This window comes from Bradyrhizobium sp. 21, from assembly GCF_023073335.1.
In the GTDB taxonomy this organism is placed as follows: Bacteria; Pseudomonadota; Alphaproteobacteria; order Rhizobiales; family Xanthobacteraceae; genus Bradyrhizobium.
The window spans coordinates 28,983-49,704 of the sequence record NZ_JADPJG010000019.1 but is presented as its reverse complement, the minus strand read 5'-3'; the positions used below and the strand labels follow the sequence as shown (position 1 = coordinate 49,704).

At 64.1% G+C, this 20,722-nt stretch carries 24 protein-coding genes; 11 read left to right on the top strand and 13 right to left on the bottom strand.

Features of this window, described 5'->3' with window-relative positions; all coding sequences use genetic code 11:
* The first annotated feature begins 3 nt into the window (after window positions 1-3).
* Together IVB31_RS19295 and IVB31_RS19290 are read left to right on the top strand one after the other, a co-directional pair.
* Window positions 4-393 (top strand): hypothetical protein, encoded by a 390-nt coding sequence (locus tag IVB31_RS19295; RefSeq protein WP_247325207.1) that lies wholly within the window; start codon window positions 4-6, stop codon window positions 391-393.
* A 114-nt stretch (window positions 394-507) separates the two neighbouring features.
* A complete protein-coding gene (locus IVB31_RS19290; protein WP_247325205.1) occupies window positions 508-756 on the top strand; it encodes a hypothetical protein in 249 nt (82 codons plus the stop codon).
* A 24-nt stretch (window positions 757-780) separates the two neighbouring features.
* Here the strand turns inward: IVB31_RS19290 and IVB31_RS19285 are convergent, their stop codons facing one another.
* From IVB31_RS19285 to IVB31_RS19265, 5 genes are all read right to left on the bottom strand, one after another.
* A complete protein-coding gene (locus tag IVB31_RS19285; protein WP_247325204.1) occupies window positions 781-966 on the bottom strand; it encodes a hypothetical protein in 186 nt (61 codons plus the stop codon).
* Between the two features lie 187 nt (window positions 967-1,153).
* Window positions 1,154-1,435 (bottom strand): cell division topological specificity factor MinE, encoded by a 282-nt coding sequence (minE, locus tag IVB31_RS19280; protein ID WP_247325202.1) that lies wholly within the window; start codon window positions 1,433-1,435, stop codon window positions 1,154-1,156.
* Complete coding sequence (minD, locus tag IVB31_RS19275) at window positions 1,432-2,247, bottom strand: septum site-determining protein MinD (protein WP_007591740.1); 816 nt, start codon at window positions 2,245-2,247, stop codon at window positions 1,432-1,434. Before minD ends, minE begins: the two co-directional genes overlap by 4 nt.
* A 19-nt stretch (window positions 2,248-2,266) precedes the next feature.
* Window positions 2,267-2,962: a septum site-determining protein MinC gene (gene minC, locus IVB31_RS19270; RefSeq protein ID WP_247325201.1), complete on the bottom strand. Its 696-nt coding sequence runs from the start codon at window positions 2,960-2,962 to the stop codon at window positions 2,267-2,269.
* A 267-nt stretch (window positions 2,963-3,229) separates the two neighbouring features.
* Entirely contained in the window at window positions 3,230-4,246 is a 1,017-nt protein-coding gene (locus tag IVB31_RS19265) for an ABC transporter substrate-binding protein (RefSeq protein ID WP_247325200.1), read from the bottom strand.
* Window positions 4,247-4,346: 100 nt separating this feature from the next.
* Here IVB31_RS19265 and IVB31_RS19260 point away from each other — a divergent pair, with 100 nt between their 5' ends.
* From IVB31_RS19260 to IVB31_RS19235, 6 genes are all read left to right on the top strand, one after another.
* A complete protein-coding gene (locus IVB31_RS19260; RefSeq protein WP_247325198.1) occupies window positions 4,347-4,994 on the top strand; it encodes a TetR/AcrR family transcriptional regulator in 648 nt (215 codons plus the stop codon).
* A gap of 83 nt (window positions 4,995-5,077) precedes the next feature.
* Window positions 5,078-5,848, top strand: coding sequence for an ABC transporter permease (locus tag IVB31_RS19255; protein WP_247325197.1), 771 nt, complete (start codon window positions 5,078-5,080; stop codon window positions 5,846-5,848).
* A gap of 31 nt (window positions 5,849-5,879) precedes the next feature.
* On the top strand, window positions 5,880-6,917 hold the full coding sequence (locus IVB31_RS19250; RefSeq protein ID WP_247325195.1) for an NAD-dependent epimerase/dehydratase family protein: 1,038 nt from the start codon (window positions 5,880-5,882) through the stop codon (window positions 6,915-6,917).
* Window positions 6,904-7,725 (top strand): GNAT family N-acetyltransferase, encoded by an 822-nt coding sequence (locus tag IVB31_RS19245; RefSeq protein WP_247325193.1) that lies wholly within the window; start codon window positions 6,904-6,906, stop codon window positions 7,723-7,725. Before IVB31_RS19250 ends, IVB31_RS19245 begins: the two co-directional genes overlap by 14 nt.
* Window positions 7,726-7,731: 6 nt before the next feature.
* The gene (locus IVB31_RS19240) at window positions 7,732-8,787 is read left to right on the top strand and encodes a dihydrodipicolinate synthase family protein (RefSeq protein WP_247325190.1); all 1,056 of its coding nucleotides are present in this window, start codon (window positions 7,732-7,734) and stop codon (window positions 8,785-8,787) included.
* Entirely contained in the window at window positions 8,775-9,557 is a 783-nt protein-coding gene (locus IVB31_RS19235; RefSeq protein WP_247325188.1) for an ABC transporter ATP-binding protein, read from the top strand. Before IVB31_RS19240 ends, IVB31_RS19235 begins: the two co-directional genes overlap by 13 nt.
* Window positions 9,558-9,578: 21 nt before the next feature.
* Here the strand turns inward: IVB31_RS19235 and IVB31_RS19230 are convergent, their stop codons facing one another.
* On the bottom strand, window positions 9,579-10,670 hold the full coding sequence (locus IVB31_RS19230) for a substrate-binding domain-containing protein (protein WP_247325184.1): 1,092 nt from the start codon (window positions 10,668-10,670) through the stop codon (window positions 9,579-9,581).
* A gap of 174 nt (window positions 10,671-10,844) precedes the next feature.
* Window positions 10,845-11,504 carry a MarR family transcriptional regulator gene (locus IVB31_RS19225; protein WP_247325182.1) on the bottom strand — a complete coding sequence of 220 codons (660 nt, stop codon included), beginning with the start codon at window positions 11,502-11,504 and terminating at the stop codon, window positions 10,845-10,847.
* A 487-nt stretch (window positions 11,505-11,991) separates the two neighbouring features.
* Here IVB31_RS19225 and IVB31_RS19220 point away from each other — a divergent pair, with 487 nt between their 5' ends.
* Window positions 11,992-13,848, top strand: a complete 1,857-nt coding sequence (locus IVB31_RS19220; RefSeq protein ID WP_247325178.1) for a tannase/feruloyl esterase family alpha/beta hydrolase — start codon at window positions 11,992-11,994, stop codon at window positions 13,846-13,848.
* A gap of 91 nt (window positions 13,849-13,939) precedes the next feature.
* Here the strand turns inward: IVB31_RS19220 and IVB31_RS19215 are convergent, their stop codons facing one another.
* The 5 genes from IVB31_RS19215 to IVB31_RS19195 form a co-directional block, all read right to left on the bottom strand.
* Window positions 13,940-14,599 carry a hypothetical protein gene (locus tag IVB31_RS19215; RefSeq protein WP_247325165.1) on the bottom strand — a complete coding sequence of 220 codons (660 nt, stop codon included), beginning with the start codon at window positions 14,597-14,599 and terminating at the stop codon, window positions 13,940-13,942.
* Between the two features lie 21 nt (window positions 14,600-14,620).
* Window positions 14,621-15,178, bottom strand: coding sequence for a hypothetical protein (locus tag IVB31_RS19210; protein ID WP_247325163.1), 558 nt, complete (start codon window positions 15,176-15,178; stop codon window positions 14,621-14,623).
* A 116-nt stretch (window positions 15,179-15,294) separates the two neighbouring features.
* Window positions 15,295-15,501, bottom strand: coding sequence for a hypothetical protein (locus IVB31_RS19205; RefSeq protein WP_346730879.1), 207 nt, complete (start codon window positions 15,499-15,501; stop codon window positions 15,295-15,297).
* Window positions 15,502-15,611: 110 nt separating this feature from the next.
* Entirely contained in the window at window positions 15,612-15,869 is a 258-nt protein-coding gene (locus tag IVB31_RS19200) for a hypothetical protein (RefSeq protein ID WP_247325161.1), read from the bottom strand.
* A 78-nt stretch (window positions 15,870-15,947) separates the two neighbouring features.
* Window positions 15,948-16,895, bottom strand: a complete 948-nt coding sequence (locus IVB31_RS19195) for a DUF2778 domain-containing protein (protein ID WP_247325159.1) — start codon at window positions 16,893-16,895, stop codon at window positions 15,948-15,950.
* Between the two features lie 213 nt (window positions 16,896-17,108).
* Here IVB31_RS19195 and IVB31_RS19190 point away from each other — a divergent pair, with 213 nt between their 5' ends.
* A complete protein-coding gene (locus tag IVB31_RS19190; protein ID WP_247325157.1) occupies window positions 17,109-17,546 on the top strand; it encodes a DUF1810 domain-containing protein in 438 nt (145 codons plus the stop codon).
* Between the two features lie 101 nt (window positions 17,547-17,647).
* Window positions 17,648-19,729, top strand: coding sequence for a HAMP domain-containing methyl-accepting chemotaxis protein (locus IVB31_RS19185; protein ID WP_247325155.1), 2,082 nt, complete (start codon window positions 17,648-17,650; stop codon window positions 19,727-19,729).
* 15 nt (window positions 19,730-19,744) lie between these two features.
* Here the strand turns inward: IVB31_RS19185 and IVB31_RS19180 are convergent, their stop codons facing one another.
* Window positions 19,745-20,710, bottom strand: a complete 966-nt coding sequence (locus tag IVB31_RS19180; protein ID WP_256464332.1) for an acyltransferase — start codon at window positions 20,708-20,710, stop codon at window positions 19,745-19,747.
* Window positions 20,711-20,722 lie beyond the last annotated feature (12 nt).

The following is a 20,722-nucleotide window of genomic DNA, read 5'->3' as shown; positions in this document are numbered from 1 at the left end:
AGGATGCGCGCTGGTTTTCTGATGACGGCCCTGTTGCTGGTGGCGGCGCCCGCCCACGCCGAGGACCATCCACGCTCGACCTATGTCACGCTGGTCTTGCAGGCCTTCGCCGCCAAGGTCGAATGCCCGGGCACGGATGTCGTCTACCAGGATCTGGTGCGGAAGGCGGAGCAGATGCAGCTTCCCGAGGGCACCACCGAGAAGGTGCGCAAGGCGATTGCCTGGATGCATACTGGCGGCAAGATGGGCGAGAAGCAGGACGACGACTTGATGGCCGAGGTCGCGGTGGCGACCCAGGCGACCGACCTCAACCAGCGCCGCCTCGGCATGCCCGGTTGGTGCGAGGCTCAGAAGACCAACCTCGCCGGCCTGATCCGCGCCAAGGGCGGCTAGAGGGGTCGTTTGCACCGCGTTAAGCACGCAACTGCACGGGCGCGTCCTGACCAATAATTGTCACAATTTTTGCCAGTATGCGGGACCTCTTCGACATCGAAAAGGAGAACCCTCATGCGGATCACCCATGTCGTTTTCGCCGGCGCGTTGGCCGTCGCTACGGTGCTGACTGCGCCCGTGCTGGCGAAGAACTCCGACGCCCTGAAGGGCGAGGACAAGTCCACGTCCTCATCCTGTAGCGCCTACCAGCAGGCGCCAGACGGCTCGTGGCAACCGCTCCCCTGCAAGGAGACTGGCGAGCGCAGCCAGCCGCAGACCCAGCATCGCACGCCGCAGCAAGGCGCTGATCAAGGTGAGCGTTGAGCGCGCGCTCGGGCTTTGCGAGTGTCAGCTCTGGTGCGGACCGCGTATGATCTTCATCGCGTCCGCGATGTGACGCCACTCCTTGGCGTCATCGGCCTCGCCGCGGCCCTCGCAAGCCTGGGCCTGTTCGGCGGCCTTCGCGATCGCCGCAAAACCATGCCGTTCCAGCATCTGGCGCGCGACGGTGTGGACCTGGACCTCCGTCATCATGAGCGCTCTCCCGTTTGACGAAACCGCGGGGCATGCTTGATGACCCAAGCTCGATGACCCCTGCGGGTTTCTGACAACGACCGGTCATGCCTCTCGTTCCGATCGCCCGCGCATACGACAAAGGCGGCCCGCTATGCCCAGCGGACCGCCTTCACCCACCCCAAATGGGCCGTCGTCAGTCGCGTCCCTACGCGACCGCCACGCGCTTGCGTTCGAAGTCGTTGGGCACCTCGATATCGACCTCGAGGGTCGAGACCTCGTCGCCGCGATCGAGCCGGACGATGACCTTGGTCGGATCCAGCGTCACGTGCCTGGAGACGACGGCGAGAATTTCCTCACGCAGCACACCGAGCAGATCGGGCTGGCCGCGCAGTCCGCGTTCATGGGCAAGCAGAATCTGCAGCCGTTCGCGCGCGACCGGTGCTGAGCCTTTTTTGCCGCGGAGAAGCCGAAGCAGACCCATGCTCATGCAGCCCTCCGTCGCAGCAGACGATCCATGAAACCCTTGCGCTCGGTCGGCACCTGCATCGGCACGGTGTCGCCGCACAGCCGCCGCGCCGCGTCGATATAGGCCCGCGCCGGGGCGCCTTCCGCGTTCGACAGCGTCACGGGCGTGCCGACGTTGGAGGCGCGCAGCACGTCCTGGCTCTCCGGAATGATGCCGAGCAAGGGCGTTGCGAGAATTTCGAGGATGTCCTCGATGGTCAGCATCTCGCCGCGCGCGGCGCGCGAGGGATCGTAGCGCGTGATGAGGATATGCTTCTCGACGCGCTCGCCCTTCTCGGCCCGCACGGTCTTGGAATCGAGCATGCCGATGATGCGGTCGGAATCGCGCACCGAGGAGACTTCCGGATTGGTGACGATGACGGCCTCGTCGGCAAAGCGCATCGCCATCGAGGCGCCGCGCTCGATGCCGGCCGGGCTGTCGCAGATCACCCAGTCGAAACGGCTGCGCAGATCGTCGATGACCTTGCCCACGCCCTCTTCGGTGAGCGCGTCCTTGTCGCGGGTTTGCGAGGCCGGCAGCAGCCAGAGATTCTCCAGCCGCTTGTCCTTGATCAGCGCCTGCGGAAGTTTCGCGACGCCCTGCACCACGTTGATGAGGTCGAACACGACGCGGCGCTCGGCGCCCATCACCAGGTCGAGGTTGCGCAAGCCGACATCGAAATCGACGACGACGACCTTCTCGCCGCGCTGCGCCAGCGCGGCTCCCAGCGCGGCCGTCGTCGTGGTCTTGCCGACGCCGCCCTTGCCTGATGTTACGACCAGTACCTTGGCCATCTCAAATATCTCCTTCTGGTCAGTTCAGCGCAGTAATTCGCATGGTGTTGCCCTGCAGCCAGGCCTGGGCCGGCTTGCCGCGCAGGGCCGCGTCGATATCGTCGGCAGTCTGGTAAAAGCCATCGATTGCAAGCAGTTCGGCCTCGATCTTCTGACAATAGATGCGTGCGCTCGTGTGACCGTTGACGCCCGCCATGGCGCGGCCGCGCAGCGCGCCGTAGATGTGAATGGAGCCGCCGGCGACGACCTCGGCACCGGAGCCGACCGAGCCCAGAATGGTCACGTCGCCCTCCGGGAAGATCACGGTCTGGCCGGAGCGCACGGGGGCCTCGAGCAGCAGTGAGGTCGCCTTGGCCTCGACCTTCTCGGCTTTCTTCGGCGCGCTCGGCTCGACCACGCAGCTCCGTCCGCCCGAGAGCAGCGGCGGCATCATGGGGGTCAACCGGCCCTCCTCCACGCCCTCGATGCCGAGCACGCGGATGTTGCGGTCCTGAAGGCTGGTCAGCAGATGGCCGATGCCGGATTGGCTAAGATCGACCGAGGACAGGTCGATCACCACGGGCCTGCCGGCAAAGAAACCCGGCGAGCGCGCGATGGTGGTGTCGATTTCCTGCAGCCAGTCCTGGATCGGAACCGTCGGCACGAACACGAAGGCGACATAGGAGCGCCCGCGCAGGCGCACCATTTGGCGTTGGACTTTTGCTGCAGCCTCCATAGCGGCCGACTCGTTCCCTGTTATTGAATGGTTAACGATGCCGCCGATATGGTTAATGGCCGGTTAATTTCTCCGTGCGGTTACGTGGGAGGTGGCTGCTCGGCGCCGCTCGTGTCCCGGACGCGCTGCAGCGTGAAACGCTGCTGCGCAGAGCCGGGACCCAGAAATCACGGACACGGTCCTCGGCAATACGGGCCCCGGCTCTGCAGCGCACCGTCAAAGGGACGCTGCGCTGCGTCCGGGGCACGAGGAGCGTGCGAGCCTCCCCTACTTCTTCACCTTGCTCGCATCCATCTTGATCCCCGGGTCCAGCATCTTGGTCGTGAACGCCGTGGTCACGTCGAAGGGCTTCTCCATGCCGAGATAGGTCTGGACCAGCTCGTAGTCCTTCTTCATCCGCTCGCCATCGATCCAGCCGAGCGACTTGGTCGTCGTGAATTCGTCGGTCATCAAGAACTTGATGCGCTCCCACTGGCGCTCCTGGTTCGCCTGGTCGAGGCCGGAGACCTGGTCGAGCAGCGCCTTCAGGCAGGGTGCGGCGTCGGCGACGCATGTCGCAAACGCCTTTTGCGTGACGCGCACGAAATCCTCGACCAGTTTCGGGTTCTTCTGCAGATAGGCGCCGTTGACGATCAGCGAATTGCCGTAAGGGTTGAGCCCGATATCCTTCCAGTTGACGTAGCCGAGATCGGGCCCGAACTCGATCACCTTCAGATCGTGCTCGTTGTAGAAGTCGCTGATGATATCGACGGTGTGGCTCTTCAGCGCCGCGATCTTCGCCGTCGGCCCGATATTGACGAAGCTGACGGCATCAGGCGCGATGCCTGCGGCCTTGGCAAAAGCTGGCCACATCACGCGCGAGGCGTCGCCGGGCGGGTTGCCGATCTTGTGGCTCGGAAACTCCTTCACGCCGTTCACGCCGTAGCTCTTCAGCCAGTAAAACGTCTGGCCGGTGTTGGCGTAGACGCTCATCACGGCAACGGTGTCGGCCCCCTTGCTCTTCGCCACCAGCATGGTGGCGAGATCGGCGACGCCGAACGGCGAGCCGCCGGAGCCGACCTTGGCGGCGGAGACGCCGGAGCCCTTGCCGGTCTCGATCGTCAGGTCGATCCCCGCCTTCTCGTACCAACCTTGCGCCTTCGCGTAATAATAGGGCGAGTGGTCGGCCGTCGGCGTCCAGTTCAGGATCAGATTGACCGCCTCGCCCGCGCTCGCCGGCGCCGCCGGTGAACCGAGTATCACGGTCAAAGCCAGGGCCGAGCCCACCGCCTGCAAACGCTTCATCGCATCCCTCCTCATTGCCGCGACCCGGCTTGTCGCTCTCCCCATGTGAGGATACCAATGCAACAAGCCCCTTCTCGAATTGTCAACTGTTTGGTTGGAAATGCCCGCAAAACGTTCTGGCGACACCGTGCCGCAGCGGCGTGACCCCGTCGCCACCCGCAAGAAGCTGCTCACCGCGGCGCGGCTGGAGTTCGCCAAGCACGGCTTTGCCGGCGCCCGCGTCGACGAGATCGCCGAGCGCGCCGGCGTCAACAAACAGCTCGTCTATCATTACTTTGGCGACAAGGACGCGCTCTATCTCGCTGTGCTCGAATGGGTTTATGCCGATATCCGCGAGCAAGAGCGCCAGCTCAATCTCGAAGGCCTGCCGCCGGAAAAGGCGATCCGGAAGCTGATCGAGGCCTCGTTCGATTACCTCGCGACGAACCCCGATTTCATCGTGCTCCTGAACGACGAGAATCGCGGTGGCGCCCGCCACGTCCGCGGCTCGACGCGGCTGGAAGCGATGCATTCGCCCCTGGTGAAGAGCGTCTCCCACATTCTCCACGAAGGCGTCCGCTCCGGGATGTTCCGCAAGGGTATCGACCCGATCCAGCTCTATATCTCGATCGCGGGGCTCAGCTATTTCTATCTCTCGAATACGCCGACGCTGTCGGCGATCTTCGGCAAGGACCTGTCAAGCCGGGCCGCACGCCGCGCGCGCCGCAGGCACGTCGCCGATCTCGTGCTGCATTCGCTCCGCCCCTAATCAACCAACTGGTTGAAACTTTCTTCAAGGACGGTTAGGCTTGCGATCAGCGGCACAGTGGCCGCGGCAACAGGGAACAACCGGTGGCAGGAGACGGCGCAAGCCCCTCACGCAGCTTTGCGATCATCCTGATCGTGCACCTCGCCGTGCTCGTGCTCTGGCAGGTCCTGGTCGATACCTTCCACGTGCCGAAATTCATCCTTCCCTCTCCGCTCGCCACGATCCAGACGCTGGGCACCGCCAATTACGCCTGGGGCACCAATACGCTGGTGACGGCGATCGAGATCCTCGGCGGCTTTGCGCTCGGCGCATTCGTCGGCGCCGCGCTGGCCGTCATCTTCAGCTGGGCGCCGCTGATCAGCCTCGTGCTGCTGCCGCTGTTCGTGACGCTGAACATGATTCCGAAAGTGGCGCTCGGCCCGCTCCTCATCGTCTGGTTCTCCTACGGCATCGTGCCGAACATTTTGATCGCCTTCAGCATCTGTTTCTTTCCGATCCTGCTCACCACCGCGCGGGGCCTGCGAGAGGTCGAGCCGGATCTGCTCGATCTCGTCAAATCGCTGCACGGCTCGCGCTGGACGCTGTTCCGCAAGATCCAGCTGCCGGGGTCGCTGCCCTACGTTTTCTCCGGCATGAAGGTCGGCGCCATCCTCGCGGTCGCCGGCGCCATTGTCGGTGAGTTCATCGCCTCCGAGCGCGGGCTTGGCTACCTCATGATCCAGGTGCAGTCGTCGCTCGACACGCCCGCGATGGTGATGGCCGTCGTGCTGCTCACGCTGCTCGGCGTCGCTCTCTATGGCCTGGTTCTCGTCTTCGAACGCATGTTCGTGGTCGGCGACGCCAGACAAACCTGAAAACGGCAGACTTGAAGACAAGGACCGCCCCATGCTGCTCACCCGTCAGACATTGCCGAAGACCATCCCCGATATCGCTGCGCTCGACGATCTCCTGTGCAGGCCGACGCAGGCATTGATCGACGACCTCGCCAAGGTCGAAGGCGACATCATGATTTTGGGGGTTGCCGGCAAGATGGGCCCGACGCTGGCGGGGCTTGCGAAAGCGGCCGTGCCGGATCGCCGTGTCATCGGTGTGGCGCGCTTCAGCGAAGCCGGCGTGAAGGACTGGCTGCATGCGCGCGGCGTCGAGACGATCAACTGCGATTTGATGGACGAGACCGCGATTCAGTCGCTGCCCAAGGCGCCCAACATCATCTTCATGGCCGGACGCAAATTCGGCGCCGAGGGCGATCTGTCGCTGACCTGGGCGATGAATGCGCACGTGCCGGCGCTGGTCGCGCAGGCCTTTCCGTCGTCGCGGATCGTGGCGTTCTCGACCGGCTGCATCTATCCTTTTGTCCCCGTCGACGGCAAAGGCGCGACCGAGGAGATGGCGCCGAACCCGCCCGGCGAATACGCCCAATCCTGCGTCGGGCGCGAGCGCATGTTCGAATATTTTTCGCGCAAGCTTTCGACACCCGGACGGCTATTCCGCCTCAATTACGCGATCGACATGCGCTATGGCGTGCTGCACGACATCGCGATGAAAGTGCTCACGGGCACGCCGATCGATGTCAGCATCTCTCATGTCAACTTCATCTGGCAGGGCGATGCCTCGTCGCAGGCGCTGCGTTGCCTCGCGCATTGCACGGCGCCGACCTCGGCGATCAATGTCAGCGGCCACGAGATTTTGGCGGTGCGCGATCTCGCGCAGAAATTCGGCGCCCGCTTCGGCCGCGCGCCGGTGCTGACAGGCCAGGAAGAGCCAACGGCGTGGCTCACCGACACATCCAGGGCCGTCGCGCTGTTCGGCCCGCCGGTCGTCGACACCGAGCAGTTGATCACCTGGACGGCGGACTGGGTGTCCCGCGCCATGCCGAGCCTCGGCAAGCCCACCAAATACGAGGTGCGCGATGGACGATATTGAGGTCGCGGGCATTATCAAGCTCCGCATCGAAGATGCGATAGCCGGGCTCGCACTGTCGACAGAAGCGCGCTGGAACCAGACCGAGGAGGACTGGCGAATCTTCCTGCACGAAGGCGTCGTCTTCGGTATCCGCGACGGCATGCGGCTGGTCGCCACGGCGGCTCTACTCCCTTACCCCGGCAACAACGCCTGGATCAGCATGGTGCTGGTGACGGCAACCCATCGCCGCCGCGGTCTCGCCACGCGCCTGGTTGACGCTTGTCTAGAGACGGCGCGCAAGAACGGCCTGACGAGTTGGCTCGACGCGACGCCCGACGGCGCCGCCGTCTATGGCCCGCTCGGCTTCACGCCGACGCTGCAATTGCGCCGCCTCAAGCTGGCGACATCAGGTCGAGCGGCCGCGCAACCACCTTCATCCGCGACGCTCGATGAGCTTCGCGCGCGTGACCGGCGGGCTACGGGCCTCGATCGAACCGCCCTGCTCGCGGCCTTCGCGCAGCGGCCCGGCTCACGCATCGTCGCCGCGAACGGCGCCATCGCGCTGGTTCGCGACGGACGCACCGCGCGCCATATCGGCCCGCTGTTTGCCGATGACGCCGCGGCGGCGCTGACCCTGGTCGACGCAATCGCGCAGTCGGAGACAGGGCCGCTGCTGCTCGACGCCGTCGCCTCGCAGGGCGCATTCCCCGAAGGATTGACCGCATCGGGCTGGACCATCGAGCGACCGTTCCAGCGCATGCGGTTCGGCCCGGCCACCGCCATGGCTGAGGACATGCCATTCGCCGTTGCCGGCCCTGAATTCGGATAGGACATCATGCACCACAGCCAGATGAGGAGCGAAATCCGCAAGCTGATCGCCGACGGCACCGTGCTGCCGGCGCATCCCCTCGCGCTCACCGCCGATCGCCAACTCGACAAGAAGCATCAGCGCGCGCTGACGCGCTATTACATCGATGCCGGTTCCGGCGGCCTTGCGGTCGGCGTGCACACAACGCAGTTTGCGATCCGCGATGTCGGCCTCTACCGTCCCGTGCTCGAGCTCGCCGCCGAGACAGCGGCGAACTGGAGCAAACGTCCACTGGCGTTGGTCGCAGGCCTTGCCGGCCCCACCCGGCAGGCGGTTACGGAAGCCCGCACCGCGCGCGACATCGGCTATCACGCAGGGCTCCTCAGTCTCGCCGCGATGAAGGGCGCCTCCGAGGACGAGATCATCGCGCATTGCACGTCGGTCGCGGCCGAAATTCCGCTGGTCGGCTTCTATCTCCAGCCGGCCGTCGGCGGCGTGATCCTGTCGAGCCGGTTCTGGCAGCGCTTTGCCTCGATCGACAATGTCATCGCGATCAAGATCGCGCCGTTCAACCGCTATCGCACGCTCGACGTGCTGCGCGGTGTTGCGGCCGCCGGCGCGCTCGACCGCGTCGCGCTCTATACCGGCAATGACGATCACATCCTGCTCGACCTGATGCTGCCGTTCGATCTGCGCGACCAGGGCGTCACCACACGCACCTATTTCAAAGGCGGCCTGCTCGGCCACTGGTCGGTGTGGACCGCGAGCGCGATCAAGCAGTTCGAGCGCTGCAAGGCGGCGCGGCACAAGGACAGCGTTCCGGCCGATTTGCTCGCGCTCGATGCCCGCGTCACCGACTGCAACAGCGCGTTCTTCGACGTCGCCAACAATTTTCACGGCTGCATCGCCGGCTGCCATGAGGTGCTGCGTCGGCAGGGCCTGTTGCAAGGCCTGTGGTGCCTCGACCCGAACGAGGGCCTCAGTCCCGGTCAGAAGGAGGAGATCGATCGCGTCACGCGCGAGCATGCCGACCTCAGCGACGACGCCTTCGTGGCGGCTAACTTGAATAAATGGCTGGCATGAGCTCAAAACCCTTCATCAGCCTGCAAGGCGTCCGAAAGGTCTACCGCAGCGGCGGCGCCGAATTCCTGGCGGTGTCCGACGTCACCATGGATGTGCAGGAAGGTGAGCTCGTCTCGCTGGTCGGCCCGTCCGGCTGCGGCAAGACCACGGTGATGAAGATTCTGGCCGGCCTGCACGGCGCCGATGGCGGCACGGTGAAGATTGGTAACGCCGAAAGCCCGTTCGATCCCACCCGAGACATCGGCATGGTGTTCCAGCAGGCGCTGCTGCTGAAATGGCGAACCATCCTGGACAACGTGCTGCTGCCGGCGGAGATCGTGGGCCTGCCGATCAAGGCCGCGCGCGAGCGGGCGCGCGACCTGCTCAATCTGGTGGGTCTTGCCGGCTACGAGGAGAAATATCCGCGAGAGCTCTCCGGCGGCATGCAGCAGCGCACCGCGATCGCGCGCGCCTTCATTCACGACCCAAAACTGGTCCTGATGGATGAGCCGTTCGGCGCGCTGGACGCGCTGACGCGCGAGCAGATGAATCTGGAGATGCTGCGGATCTGGCGCGAGAGCGGCAAGACCATCATCTTCGTCACGCATTCGATCCAGGAGGCCGTCTTCCTGTCCTCGCATTGCGCCGTGCTGACGGCGGGACCTGCAAAGATGGCCGATTATTTCCCGATCGACCTGCCCTTCCCGCGCGACCTACCGCTCAAGACGACGGACGCGTTCGGCGCCTATGCGCGGCGGATTTATGAGAGGCTGGGACTGGGCGCGACGTAGGCACCGCGCCCCCTTTCGCTATCAAGCCTTGTTGCGCATCTTGCCGAGCAGATAATTATCGTAGAAATTCTCCGCAATCTGCGTGTAGAACAGCAGTTCCTTCATATAGGCGTCGTGGCTTTCCTTGGTTCGCTTGAACAGGTCGCTCTTGGCGGCGAGATCGTTCAGATGCTCCTGGGTTGCGGCGTAGCAGGCCTCCAGCACTGGCTGCGGAAACGCCTTCAGCTCAGCACCATTGGCGATCAGCCGCTTCAGCGCCGCCGGATTGACGCTGTCGTATTTCTCGAGCATCCAGGCGCCCGCGGCCGACGCGGCCTGGTTGACGATCGCCTGGTACTGCTTGGGCAGCGACGCCCACTTCTCGTCGTTGACGATCATGTGCAGCATGGCGCCGCCTTCCCACCAGCCGGGGAAGTAGTAGTATTTGGCGACCTTCTGGAAGCCGAGCTTTTCGTCGTCATAGGGACCGACGAATTCGACCGCGTCGATCGTGCCCTTCTCCAGCGCCGGATAGATGTCGCCGCCCGCGATCTGCTGCGGGACCACGCCAAGGCGCGCCAGCACATGGCCGCCCATGCCGGCGATGCGGAATTTCAGTCCCTTGAGATCGTCGACGGTCTTGATCTCCTTGCGGAACCAGCCGCCCATCTGGGTGCCGGAATTGCCGCAGAGGATCGCATGCGCCTTGAACGGCTTCAGTGCTTCGTTGGTGAGATCGGCGCCGCCGCCGAAATGCCACCAGGATTCCTGATGGCGATGGTTCATGCCGAACGGGGCACCGGTGGCATAGGCCAGCGCCGGCTCCTTGCCGATGTAGAAATAGAGCGGGGTCTGCGCCATGTCGACAGAGGCTGTGCTAACGGCATCGAGCGCCTGCAGGCCGGGGACGAGCTCGCCGGCCGCAAAGGTCTGGATCTGGAATTTATTGTCGGTGGCTTCGGCGACGTATTTCGCAAAGGTCTGCGCCGTGCCGTAGATGGTGTCGAGCGACTTCGGGAAGCTCGACGTCAGGCGCCATTTGATCTCGGGCGCGCCTTGCGCAATCGCGGGTGCGGCAACCAGCGTCGTCGCACCGGCCACGGCGCCGCCCTTGAGGAATGTACGGCGTTTCATGATGAGTTCTCCCTTGAGGTCGGCTTCGAACGGATAGGCCGGGGCCATGTCTTGGACAACGTCTTCGACCACGGTCTTTTGGGCCACAGTCTTTGTCGGATCGTTTGCCCGTTCCTGGAGCCGAGTTCAAGCCGCGACAGAAAGACGGGATCGCGGTGGGGGACCGACGATGGCTCAGTCATCGCCAAGGAAAATCGACAGCGCCCGCTGCAATTGCTTGAACGCGCCAGACCCGAGCTTTGCCGCGAGGGCCTTTTCGCTTTCGGCGATCGCCGGCCGCAGCCGGCCGAGGAGCGCGGCGCCGGTCTGCGTCAGATACAGCACATAGTAGCGGCGGTTGATGGCGGAGGCCGAACGCTGCACCAGGCCGCGCCGCTCCAGATGATCCACCAGCCGCCCGAGGCCCGCCCGCTCGATCGACAAGGATTGAGCGATGGCGAGCTGGTTGACGCCTGGATTGGCCCCGATCACCGACAGGACGGAGAACTGCGCCGGGCTGATGTCGAAGGCGGCGAGCCGCCGGCTGACATCCTTGAAGACCCAGAGCTGCGCACGCCGGATGCGATAGCCGAGCGAACTTGAGAGATCGGCCGAGGCCAGCAGCCTTGGCCGGGCCGGCTTTGCAACCGGTGCAGCGCGCGGCGCGGATCGCGACGGCTTGGTAAAAGGCGGCTTGGTAAAAGGCGGCTTGGTAAAAGGCGGCTTGGTAAAAGGCGGCTTGGCAACAGACAGCTTGACGATAGACGGCTTGGCGGCAGACGGCTTGGCCACCGGCGCCCCGCGTTGTGCGGCCTTGGCGGATCGCTTCCTGACGCCAGTCTTCTCCCGCTCCATCGACGACCATCTTTCACACGCCGGCGCAGCGGCATCCGCCCCGAGGCGTCCCGGGATTCGATTGCCGAGACTATCGCACTCGCCCCGCAACAGGAAGCAGAGCGACAGCCGCCTTGCCGTACAGCTTCCACGACAGGTTGCACCGAGAACTCGCGTGCTGCGTCATGTTGACACGTCAACATCGCTCGCTTAAGGATCGAGAAAACCTGCCAACACACAAGCAGGCTTCAGGGGAGCTAACGTCCGTGCCTTCATCAAGGAGGGACAACGATCCGCGGGTCCATGCCGCATCGCGGCGAGACGACCACGTTCGTCCGCGCATTGCCTCGTGCGCCGCATCGCGGTCGCTACGACCTTTCGACGACCCGAATTCTCAATCGACAACGATATCGTTCGCCGTCGCGACGACGCCCGCATCCAGGGGCGGCGCCACGATGTCGCGTGGACGACCGCTGTTCGGACCATCATCAAACCGGGAGGACATGACATGAAACGACGACTTCTCGCCTCGACGATCGTGGCCGGTTGGGCCGCGCTCGGCCCGCAGGCCATTGCGCATGGACTGCCGCCGGGCGGCGTTGCGCCGCGTTCGTCCTGCACCGCCCTGACCGGCCTCACCTTGCCAAACACGCAGATCCTGAGCGCGACCCAGAAATCGGGCTATTGCAACGTGATCGGCATCATCAACAAGCGGGTCTCGACCCAGGACCCCGACCACTTCACCTACGGGATCGGTTTTGCGCTCAACCTGCCCAATACCTGGCATGGCCGTTTCGAGATGATGGGCGGCGGCGGCACCGATGGCAGCCTCCAGCCCGACCCGCAGGGCGCCGCTGGCGTCGAGCTCGGCCAGGGCTGGGCCGTCGCGGCCGATGATGGGGGCCACGAAGACAACGCGACCAACGCCGTCGGCGGCCATCAGGACGACGACGCCAATGCCGGCGGCTCGGCGCATTTCGCGATCGACGCCCAGGCCCGCAGGGACTACGGCTACAACGGCATCGAGAAGACCACGACGATCTCGAAACAGATCATCAGCTATTTCTACGGCTTCGAGACCGTCCATTCCTACATCATGGGATGCTCGAACGGCGGTCGTGACGCCATGGTCGCCTCGCAGCGATCGCCCTGGCTGTTCGACGGCGTGATCTCACAAAATCCCGGCTTCAACCTGCCGCAGGCCGGCCTCGCGGAGGCCTGGAACGAGCAGGTGCTCGGCAAGCTTGCAACCAGCACCGACATCAACGGGCAGCCGTTCATTCCCGACACGCTTCCGCCGCAGGACCTCCAGGTCGCCTCGGCCGCGATCCTGAGCGCCTGCGACGCACTCGACGGGCTGGTCGACGGGATCATCGACAATTATCACGCCTGCACGGCGAAGAAGGTGTACCCGGCGCTCGCCAGTTATACCTGCGGCACCGGCTCGCACGGCTCGACGCCGCATGGCGGCACCTGCCTGACCGGCGCGCAAGTGGACGCGTTGAAGAAGATCTATGCCGGACCTGTCAACTCGAGGGGGCAGCGGCTCTATTCGAACTGGTTCTGGGATGCCGGCATCTGGACGCCGCCCACCGCGCCCGGCGCGGGCTGGGGTTTCTGGAACGTCGTCACCGCGCCGGTGCCGGGCGTCAACACCGCGATCAATTTGACGCTCGGCGCGGGCGCGATCCCGATGATCTTCCAGACGCCGCCGGTGGTCACGCCCGTCAACGGGCCGAACGGACAGGAGGCCTTTGTGTTCAAATTCAACTTCGACACGGATGCGCCGAAGATCTTCACGAAGACGGCGGCCTATCCTGAAAGTTCGATGGACTTCATGGCCGCGGTCTCGACCGACCTGCGTCCGTTCAGGGCGCGCGGCGGCAAGCTGATCATCTCCTCCTCCGTCAATGACGGCATCTTCTCCGGTGCAGCGATCGCGCGCTGGTATCGAAACATGGACAGGCACACGAGCGGTCGCGCGACCGATTTCGCCCGGCTGTTCATGGTGCCGAACATGGCCCATTGCGGCGGCGGCGCGGCCACGGCGAGCTTCGCCGTGAACGAGCTCAACGCCATCACCGACTGGGTGGAAAAAGACATCGCGCCGGAACGCATCGTGGCGACCAATACCAACGCCACCTCGCCCTATCCGACCGGCGGGCTTTTTGACCCGCGCATTGCCCAGAACTTCCCGACCGGCGGCACACGGCCGCTGTGCGTCTATCCGAAGACCGCCGCCTACAAGGGCAGCGGCATGACCAACGACGCCGGCAATTTCGCCTGCATCGACCCCGACTTCAGACCGGGCGGCGACCACGACTTCCATGACGATGACGACGGGCGTGGAAACGACAGGCACTGAGACGCGGCGTCCGTCCCTCGTGCCCCGGACGCAGCGCAGCGTTTCTTCAGCGGTGCGCTGCTGAGCCGGGGCCCAGAAGCCACGGCGTAGCCTAGTCAACCGACAATCGGACGTGATCCATATTGGGCAGGATAGTCAAAAGTTGAAGACTTTCCTCTGGGAAGTGGGAGGCGTAGTCGCGCGCCGTAAATCTAAATATCCTGCCCGTTGCTTCAACGATCTGCACCTCGACGGCGGCGAGCTCTTTTGCGAAATAGGTTTTTGACCATGGGAACGAGGGATTTCGGTTGCGAAATCTGACCCAAGGGCCTTTATCGCTCACACCAAAAGCCATTGGCGAATGAGCGATTTGATTTCGCGTATGGCGAGCGGCCTTCACGGATTTATTGGCTCTATGCATTTCGTCTAGCAGGAAGCGATTCGTCGAGGCGAAGTCACGCCACATCTCGTGAAGACAGTCCCATCGTCGGCCGAACTGCCGCCCACGCCACTTGATGTCCTGGTCTTGGCGAGACAACAGAATCGCCGTGATTAGAATGTCGGTCTCCAGCTCAAGCATCGACCAACTCGAAATTATACGGCCGATGGCGGGCGCAAACTCGTTCGAGCTTCCTCCGGTCATTATCTGGGGCGGCTGGGATGGGTCCTGACTGTTGGTTGCGACAATCATCCGCAGTTCGGCTTCGTTGCGCTTCTTGCTTCGGGCTCTTTTGTCGACGTTCTCCGGTTGGAGCGTCTGATCGCCTGCCATCGTTGTTCCCCCGCCGCGCGACTAATTTATTGGAACGTGAACAATCGGTTTGCACTCGCCTTCGAGGGATTTTCCGACTGTCTGCATGGCGTTAGGCGACGCTGGCGGGTTCGGGAGCTTCATGGATGCCACCGACGCGATCCAGATGTCGCACATGGTGGCCAACGTGAGATAGTCTCGATCAATCCGTTTCTTCTCTGGTAGGTTTGCTAGATAGCCGGCCTCTAAGGCAAACTGATTCCAATCGGCGCTTTGTTTAGTCGTTGCAATGGTGAAGTTCACGTCGCTCCGCATTAGATTGATGGCGATCTGGCGTCCGTCCGAGATCTGCGGCTCAGTCAAATGCTTCCGTGCAACGTCGATCGACGCAGCAATTCGACTTTCGTTTTGTGCGGCGGCGATGGTGAAAAATGAACCGAGCGCCGACGCCATCGCGGCGAAGGCGGCGAGGACCGCGAGGACCATGGGCCGATTGCTCGTTTTGAACTGTCGGCGATTATATTCGGCTAGTGCATAGTTGTAGTCGATTGAGCCGATCTGCGCCTGTCCCATGGTTTGCATGAGGTCGTTGAGTGACATGTCGTGCCACCTGTTAGCCATGCTTTCGCCCCTTTGCCGAGTACCGACCATGAAATATCAATCTAAGGGTGAGTTCAAGTTGCGTTAGCGACTTTAGAGGGTTTGAAGTCGATACCTCAGGGATTGCGCACAAGCGTCGCCGGCGGCTTCACCATCGTCGTTCTCGGCGCTTCTCCGTTCAGCGCCCGCATCATGCCGATCCGCGCCAGCATCGCCGGACCGCCGCGCTCGGCGACGAGCAGCAGAGCCTCGGTTGCGGCCTTCCACTGCCGTGGATCTTCGCCGGGAGCGCCGTGACGTAGTCGCCGGCATCGTCGCCGCATTGTACCGTGTTGCTCCGGGTCCCGGCTCCGCGCAGCAGCACGAGAGCGCTGCGGCGCGTCCGGGACACGAGATCAATCACACTCGCAACGACAGGGAAAAAGCGGGCTGCTCAGAGCAGCTTCGCGCTCACGAACAGCGCACGCACGGCGTTGGTCGCCTGCACTGCGAGCATGGCATCGCCAGCGGCGCCTTCGAGCGCCGCGACCGCGTCTTCGTGCAGCGAGCGGAATTCCATCCACTCGACCGATTTGAAGTTGGTGAGGAATTGATAGGCCTGGCCGACGGTCGCAATCGCCAGCGTGTCGCCGTTCAGCTTGATCTTGAACGTCGTGCGCAGCGGTGTCTCTGAACTTGATGGATCACTCATGGGCTGCTTCTGGACGAGGACGGCTTAACGAAGGGACAACGGCAGCCCCGCGGCAGCAGGCAGATGTCGGTATCAAAATCAGGAATCGGTGCTCGCGCGCTGCGCGGCAATTGCCGATCCGCTCAGGCTCGGCACCACGACCAGGCGGTTGAACTCGCCATTGTCATAGGCCTTCATGAAACGATCATAGTCCTTGATCGAAACGCAGCCGTTGGAATCGCCACGCGGCCCGAGCATGAAATTGTGGGTGAGCAGACCGACACGGCCGAGCGCGCTGGTGCCGTCAGTAGGCGTCAGCCGCAGCGCACGAATGCCGTGGAACAGCTTTTCGCGCGGCTTCAGATCGTAGGTCGCGGGCGGGGTCGCGCCGACCATGCGCTGGTCGACATGCTGAGGGTCGTCCATCAGCGCGCCCATGCCCGAATGCGCTTCCAGCGCGAGGCCGCTCGGCAGGTAAAGCGCCTTGGCCGAGATATCGTAGACCGCCGTCCGCGAATCATAGCCGAGGGCCATGAGATCGGGCGCCCTGCCGAGCAGGCCGCTGTCGGGCGTCAGCGACGCCAGCTTGATCTTGTCGGTGAATTTCTCGAAGAAGTTGCGGTTGTCGACCCTCGGATTGGTCTCTGCATAGGCCTGGCTCGAGGCGATCTGGGCGGAGAAGTCCGCCTGGGCCGGGCGCGAGCGCGGCATTGGGACGACGTCGGCGCGCTGCGAGGACCTTCTCTCGTCAACGGGCCGATCGTCATCGGTCAAGGTCGAGCGCCAGTCGTTGCCCTGGAGTTTCTCCGCCAGCATCGCCTTGGCATCACGCAGCTTGAGCTGCACCGCGCTCAGGGCGGAGCGCTCCAGCGTCCGCAGCCCGATGTCGCGCGCGGACGGATTGCCCGACAGCGAGGTGAAGCGATCTTCAAAGGAAGGCGCATTGGACGGTGGCAACGCGGCGGAAACGAGCGGGGTCGAATCGCCGATGTCAGCGACCCATGCGGCGGCGCCCACCGCCAGCGCGAAGGCGGCCAAAGACAGCAATATCGTCTCGGCTCGCCCAATACGGCGGCGCGACAATAGCCTCTCGGCTTGTGCGCGGTCGGAAACCATCAGATCCCCAAAATCGACCCCCGGGGGAACCCACCCCCACCCGGAGACTCTCTACCAGCTACCACATTGGGAGCCAAAAGTTAGGCATAATCACGGCCGGCGAAGGTATGGCAAGGGGTCTGGCAGGCCATCCCGAGGTATCCAATGACCGATCATTTCGATCTAGAGCGCTTCGTCCGGGCCCAAGACCCGGTTTTTCGCGACGTCCGGGGGGAACTGGCCCGGGGTCGCAAGCAGAGCCACTGGATGTGGTTCGTTTTCCCGCAGGTGGCCGGGCTCGGATTCAGCGCCATGTCCCAGCGCTACGCCATCGGCTCCCGTGCCGAGGCCATAGCCTACCTCGCCCACCCCATCCTCGGTCCGCGGCTGACCGAATGCACCCACCTCGTGCTCGCCGTCGAGGGACGCACCATCAACGCAATCCTAGGTGCGCCAGACGACGCCAAATTCCGCTCGTCGATGACGTTGTTCGGCGCGGTGTCCGACGAGCCCGTTTTCGGCGAGGCCCTGGCCCGCTATTTCGCAGGCGAGCGCGACGGCGCAACGCTGGAGATTCTGGCGGCCCTTGATCGAAAAGCCTAGCTGACCTGCGTGTCGCGGCACGCAACGTAAACCCGCGATTAATACGCGCCCCCTATTTTTCGGAGAATATCTTTCTCCCCGCGCCCATTGCCGGACAGATCATGAAAATCGGTACGCTCCTGACCACCGCCATCGTCTCGCTCTCGACCGTCGGCGGCGGTCTCGCCGTCTACGTCGCCGTGACGAAGTACCAGACCATGGAGCGGATCACCGAGGCGCAGGGGCGGCTCGCGATCGTCCGCGCCGTCAGCGACATCCCGCGCTATCTCAATCCCGAGCGCGGCTTCGCCACCAACATCCTTTACGGGCCCGCGACCTACGACCCCGTGCAGCTCTCCGAGCACGACAAGCTGCGCAAGCAGACCGACGGCGCCCGCGACAAGATGAACACGCTGCGCAAGGAGCTGCCGGGGCCGTTCGACGACGGCAACACCATCGGCAGCAACATCGACGGCATCAATGCCAAGTTCACCGCGTTGCGCGAGGCCATCGACAAGGCGATGGCGGGACCGGCGGAGGCGCGCAGGGATGCAGCCAAGAAGATCGTCGCCGACAACGCCGTGCTCAACGGCGGCGTGACCGCCCTGCTCAATGAGCAGGTCCGCCGCATGGCGATCCTCAATGGCGACGCCTACCGGCAGGCCAGCTACGCCAACATCGCGATGACATTGCGCGACGTTGGCGGCTTCAACTCCAGCCTGCACAAGAATCTCGTCGGCGGCAAGAAACCGGCGACCGACGCCGAGAAAGCCGATATCGGCCGCTCGCAGGGCCGCAACGATCAGATCGTGCTGTCGCTGCTGGAGCTGCGCGGCAACCCGTCAACACCGGCGAACGTCGCCGCCGCGCTGGAAAAATTCAACTCGATCTATATCGAGGAGTTCGGCCGCGAGCTCAAGCTGGTGAAGGAAGGTGCGATCAGCGGCAAGTACGAACACGACGTCGATACCTATTACACCGCCACGCAGCGTGGCCTCAGCACCATCATCGACGTCCGCGACGCCTTCTACGACAATGCCGAGCAGATCCTCGCCGGCGCTTCCTCCGCCGCGCGCACCAGCTTCACCGTCGCACTCGTCGGCCTCCTCGCCGTGCTGATCGCCAGCGCCGGCCTCATCGTGTTGGTTCGCCGCCGCGTCTGCGCCCCGATCGTCTACCTGACGATTCGGATGTCGCGGCTTGCCGACGGCGACGTTGCGGAAGAGATTCCCGGCGCCGAGCGCTCCGACGAGATCGGGGCAATGGCCGCGGCCGTCCGGGTGTTCAAGGACAACATGATCCGCGCCGACCGGCTCGCGGCGGAGAAGCAGGCCGAGAACGACGGCAAGATGCGCCGCGCCCAGGCGCTCGACGGGCTCACCCGCGCCTTCGAAGCCAAGGTCACCGAGCTTGTCGGCGGCCTGTCCCGCGCTTCATCCACCATGGAAACCACGGCGCAGTCGATGACCACGACGGCGGCCCAGACCAACAGCCAGGCCGCGGTCGTCGCCGCCGCCTCGCAGCAGACATCGAGCAACGTGCAGACGGTCGCCAGCGCCACCGAAGAGCTGACCTCCTCGATCGCGGAGATCGGCCGTCAAGTGGCACAGTCCACCGTGATCGCGACCCGCGCCGTCGACAACGCCCGCCGCACCGGCGACACCGCACGCGCGCTCGCCGAGGGTGCGCAGAAGATCGGCGACGTCGTCACACTGATCCAGAGCATCGCCGAGCAGACCAATTTGCTGGCGCTCAACGCCACCATCGAGGCCGCCCGCGCCGGCGACGCCGGCCGCGGCTTTGCGGTGGTTGCTGCCGAAGTGAAGTCGCTGGCGGGCCAGACCGCCAAGGCCACCACCGAAATCTCCGAGCAGATTTCGGCGATCCAGGCCGCGAGCGACGAAACCGTGGCCGCGATCCGCAACGTCGCCGACGTCATCGGCGAGATCGACCAGATCGGCACCGCGATTGCCGCCGCGATCGAGGAACAGGGCTCGGCGACCAAGGAGATCGCCCGCAGCGTCCAGGAGGCCGCGCGCGGCACCCAGGAGGTCAACACCAACATCACGAGCGTGCAGCGCGCCGCCGACGACACCGGGACTGCGGCCAGGGAAGTGCTGGGCGCGGCCGAGCAGCTATCGACCCAGTCGCGCGATCTCGCCGGACAGTTCGACCGCTTCCTCGGCGAGGTCAGGGCCGCGTAAGCTCAGCCCGCGACATCAGGCGGTTCTCGTCACCATCCGCCTGCGTCCCAGCTCGATGAAGGGCACCTCGATGAAGCGCCACATCAGCCAGGCCGCCGGCGTCGTGATCAACAGCGCCGCCAGGAACAGGATCGTTGCACGGATGACCGGCTGCTGGTCGAACGGCAGAAGGCGGGCTGCGATCACAAGTCCGATCATGTGCAGAAGATAGAAGCTGTACGATACGCGCCCGTAAAATCGCGCGATCTCAACATCGAACGGCCGTAGCGCGACAAGCTTGCGGGGCCCGAAGGCCGCAAGGCAAACCAGCACGGACGCACAGAGCGTTTCGAACGCGATCGTGACAGCGGTCTGCTTCCGAACTGCGACGATGACCATCACGACGAGCGCGGCGATGGCGACATAGTTTGCGCGGGACGATTGCGCTGCCCCGCTTAGCGCGGTGCCGCCCGATTGCAGGAGTAAGCCGACGAGGAAGGCATAGAGCGGCGCAAGATTGGTGAAGCCGCCCAGCAAATGAACATACGGGCCCCAGAACGCGATTGCGAAGAGGAAGGCAACCAGGATCCACACCGGCGTCGTGCCGTGACACTTCAGCAGAGCGTGGGATATCAGGATCACCGGTACTGCGACGCATTCGACGGTCAGGGACCACATCACGCCGTTGATGTCGCTCTTGATAAGAAGCGCATTGAGGACAACGTTGAGCGGATCGAAAGACGGCAGAAAGCCTACATAGAAGCCGAAGCTCTGATAGGCCAGCGTCAGCAGGAGCACCGTCGCGATTGCGGCGGGCAGCAGTCTGAACAGCCGGTGACGCACGAATGTGACGGGGTCAGGATCGCGATCCAGCGACCGGGAGAGAAGGAAGCCGCTAAGCACGAAGAAGACGACGACCGGCGCCATTCCGCCGGCGATCATTTCCCAGGACAGCATGCAGGCGTGGAACGCGAGCACGGACACGGCCGCATACCCACGCATAGCCTCAAGTCG

Coding starts and splice junctions, on each gene's coding strand:
- IVB31_RS19295 (WP_247325207.1), top strand. CDS start 4: ATGCGCGCTGGTTTTCTGATGACGGCCCTGTTGCTGGTGGCGGCGCCC.
- IVB31_RS19290 (WP_247325205.1), top strand. CDS start 508: ATGCGGATCACCCATGTCGTTTTCGCCGGCGCGTTGGCCGTCGCTACG.
- IVB31_RS19285 (WP_247325204.1), bottom strand. CDS start 966: ATGATGACGGAGGTCCAGGTCCACACCGTCGCGCGCCAGATGCTGGAA.
- minE (WP_247325202.1), bottom strand. CDS start 1,435: ATGAGCATGGGTCTGCTTCGGCTTCTCCGCGGCAAAAAAGGCTCAGCA.
- minD (WP_007591740.1), bottom strand. CDS start 2,247: ATGGCCAAGGTACTGGTCGTAACATCAGGCAAGGGCGGCGTCGGCAAG.
- minC (WP_247325201.1), bottom strand. CDS start 2,962: ATGGAGGCTGCAGCAAAAGTCCAACGCCAAATGGTGCGCCTGCGCGGG.
- IVB31_RS19265 (WP_247325200.1), bottom strand. CDS start 4,246: ATGAAGCGTTTGCAGGCGGTGGGCTCGGCCCTGGCTTTGACCGTGATA.
- IVB31_RS19260 (WP_247325198.1), top strand. CDS start 4,347: ATGCCCGCAAAACGTTCTGGCGACACCGTGCCGCAGCGGCGTGACCCC.
- IVB31_RS19250 (WP_247325195.1), top strand. CDS start 5,880: ATGCTGCTCACCCGTCAGACATTGCCGAAGACCATCCCCGATATCGCT.
- IVB31_RS19245 (WP_247325193.1), top strand. CDS start 6,904: ATGGACGATATTGAGGTCGCGGGCATTATCAAGCTCCGCATCGAAGAT.
- IVB31_RS19240 (WP_247325190.1), top strand. CDS start 7,732: ATGCACCACAGCCAGATGAGGAGCGAAATCCGCAAGCTGATCGCCGAC.
- IVB31_RS19235 (WP_247325188.1), top strand. CDS start 8,775: ATGGCTGGCATGAGCTCAAAACCCTTCATCAGCCTGCAAGGCGTCCGA.
- IVB31_RS19230 (WP_247325184.1), bottom strand. CDS start 10,670: ATGAAACGCCGTACATTCCTCAAGGGCGGCGCCGTGGCCGGTGCGACG.
- IVB31_RS19225 (WP_247325182.1), bottom strand. CDS start 11,504: ATGGAGCGGGAGAAGACTGGCGTCAGGAAGCGATCCGCCAAGGCCGCA.
- IVB31_RS19220 (WP_247325178.1), top strand. CDS start 11,992: ATGAAACGACGACTTCTCGCCTCGACGATCGTGGCCGGTTGGGCCGCG.
- IVB31_RS19215 (WP_247325165.1), bottom strand. CDS start 14,599: ATGGCAGGCGATCAGACGCTCCAACCGGAGAACGTCGACAAAAGAGCC.
- IVB31_RS19210 (WP_247325163.1), bottom strand. CDS start 15,178: ATGTCACTCAACGACCTCATGCAAACCATGGGACAGGCGCAGATCGGC.
- IVB31_RS19205 (WP_346730879.1), bottom strand. CDS start 15,501: ATGCGGCGACGATGCCGGCGACTACGTCACGGCGCTCCCGGCGAAGAT.
- IVB31_RS19200 (WP_247325161.1), bottom strand. CDS start 15,869: ATGAGTGATCCATCAAGTTCAGAGACACCGCTGCGCACGACGTTCAAG.
- IVB31_RS19190 (WP_247325157.1), top strand. CDS start 17,109: ATGACCGATCATTTCGATCTAGAGCGCTTCGTCCGGGCCCAAGACCCG.
- IVB31_RS19185 (WP_247325155.1), top strand. CDS start 17,648: ATGAAAATCGGTACGCTCCTGACCACCGCCATCGTCTCGCTCTCGACC.
- IVB31_RS19180 (WP_256464332.1), bottom strand. CDS start 20,710: ATGCGTGGGTATGCGGCCGTGTCCGTGCTCGCGTTCCACGCCTGCATG.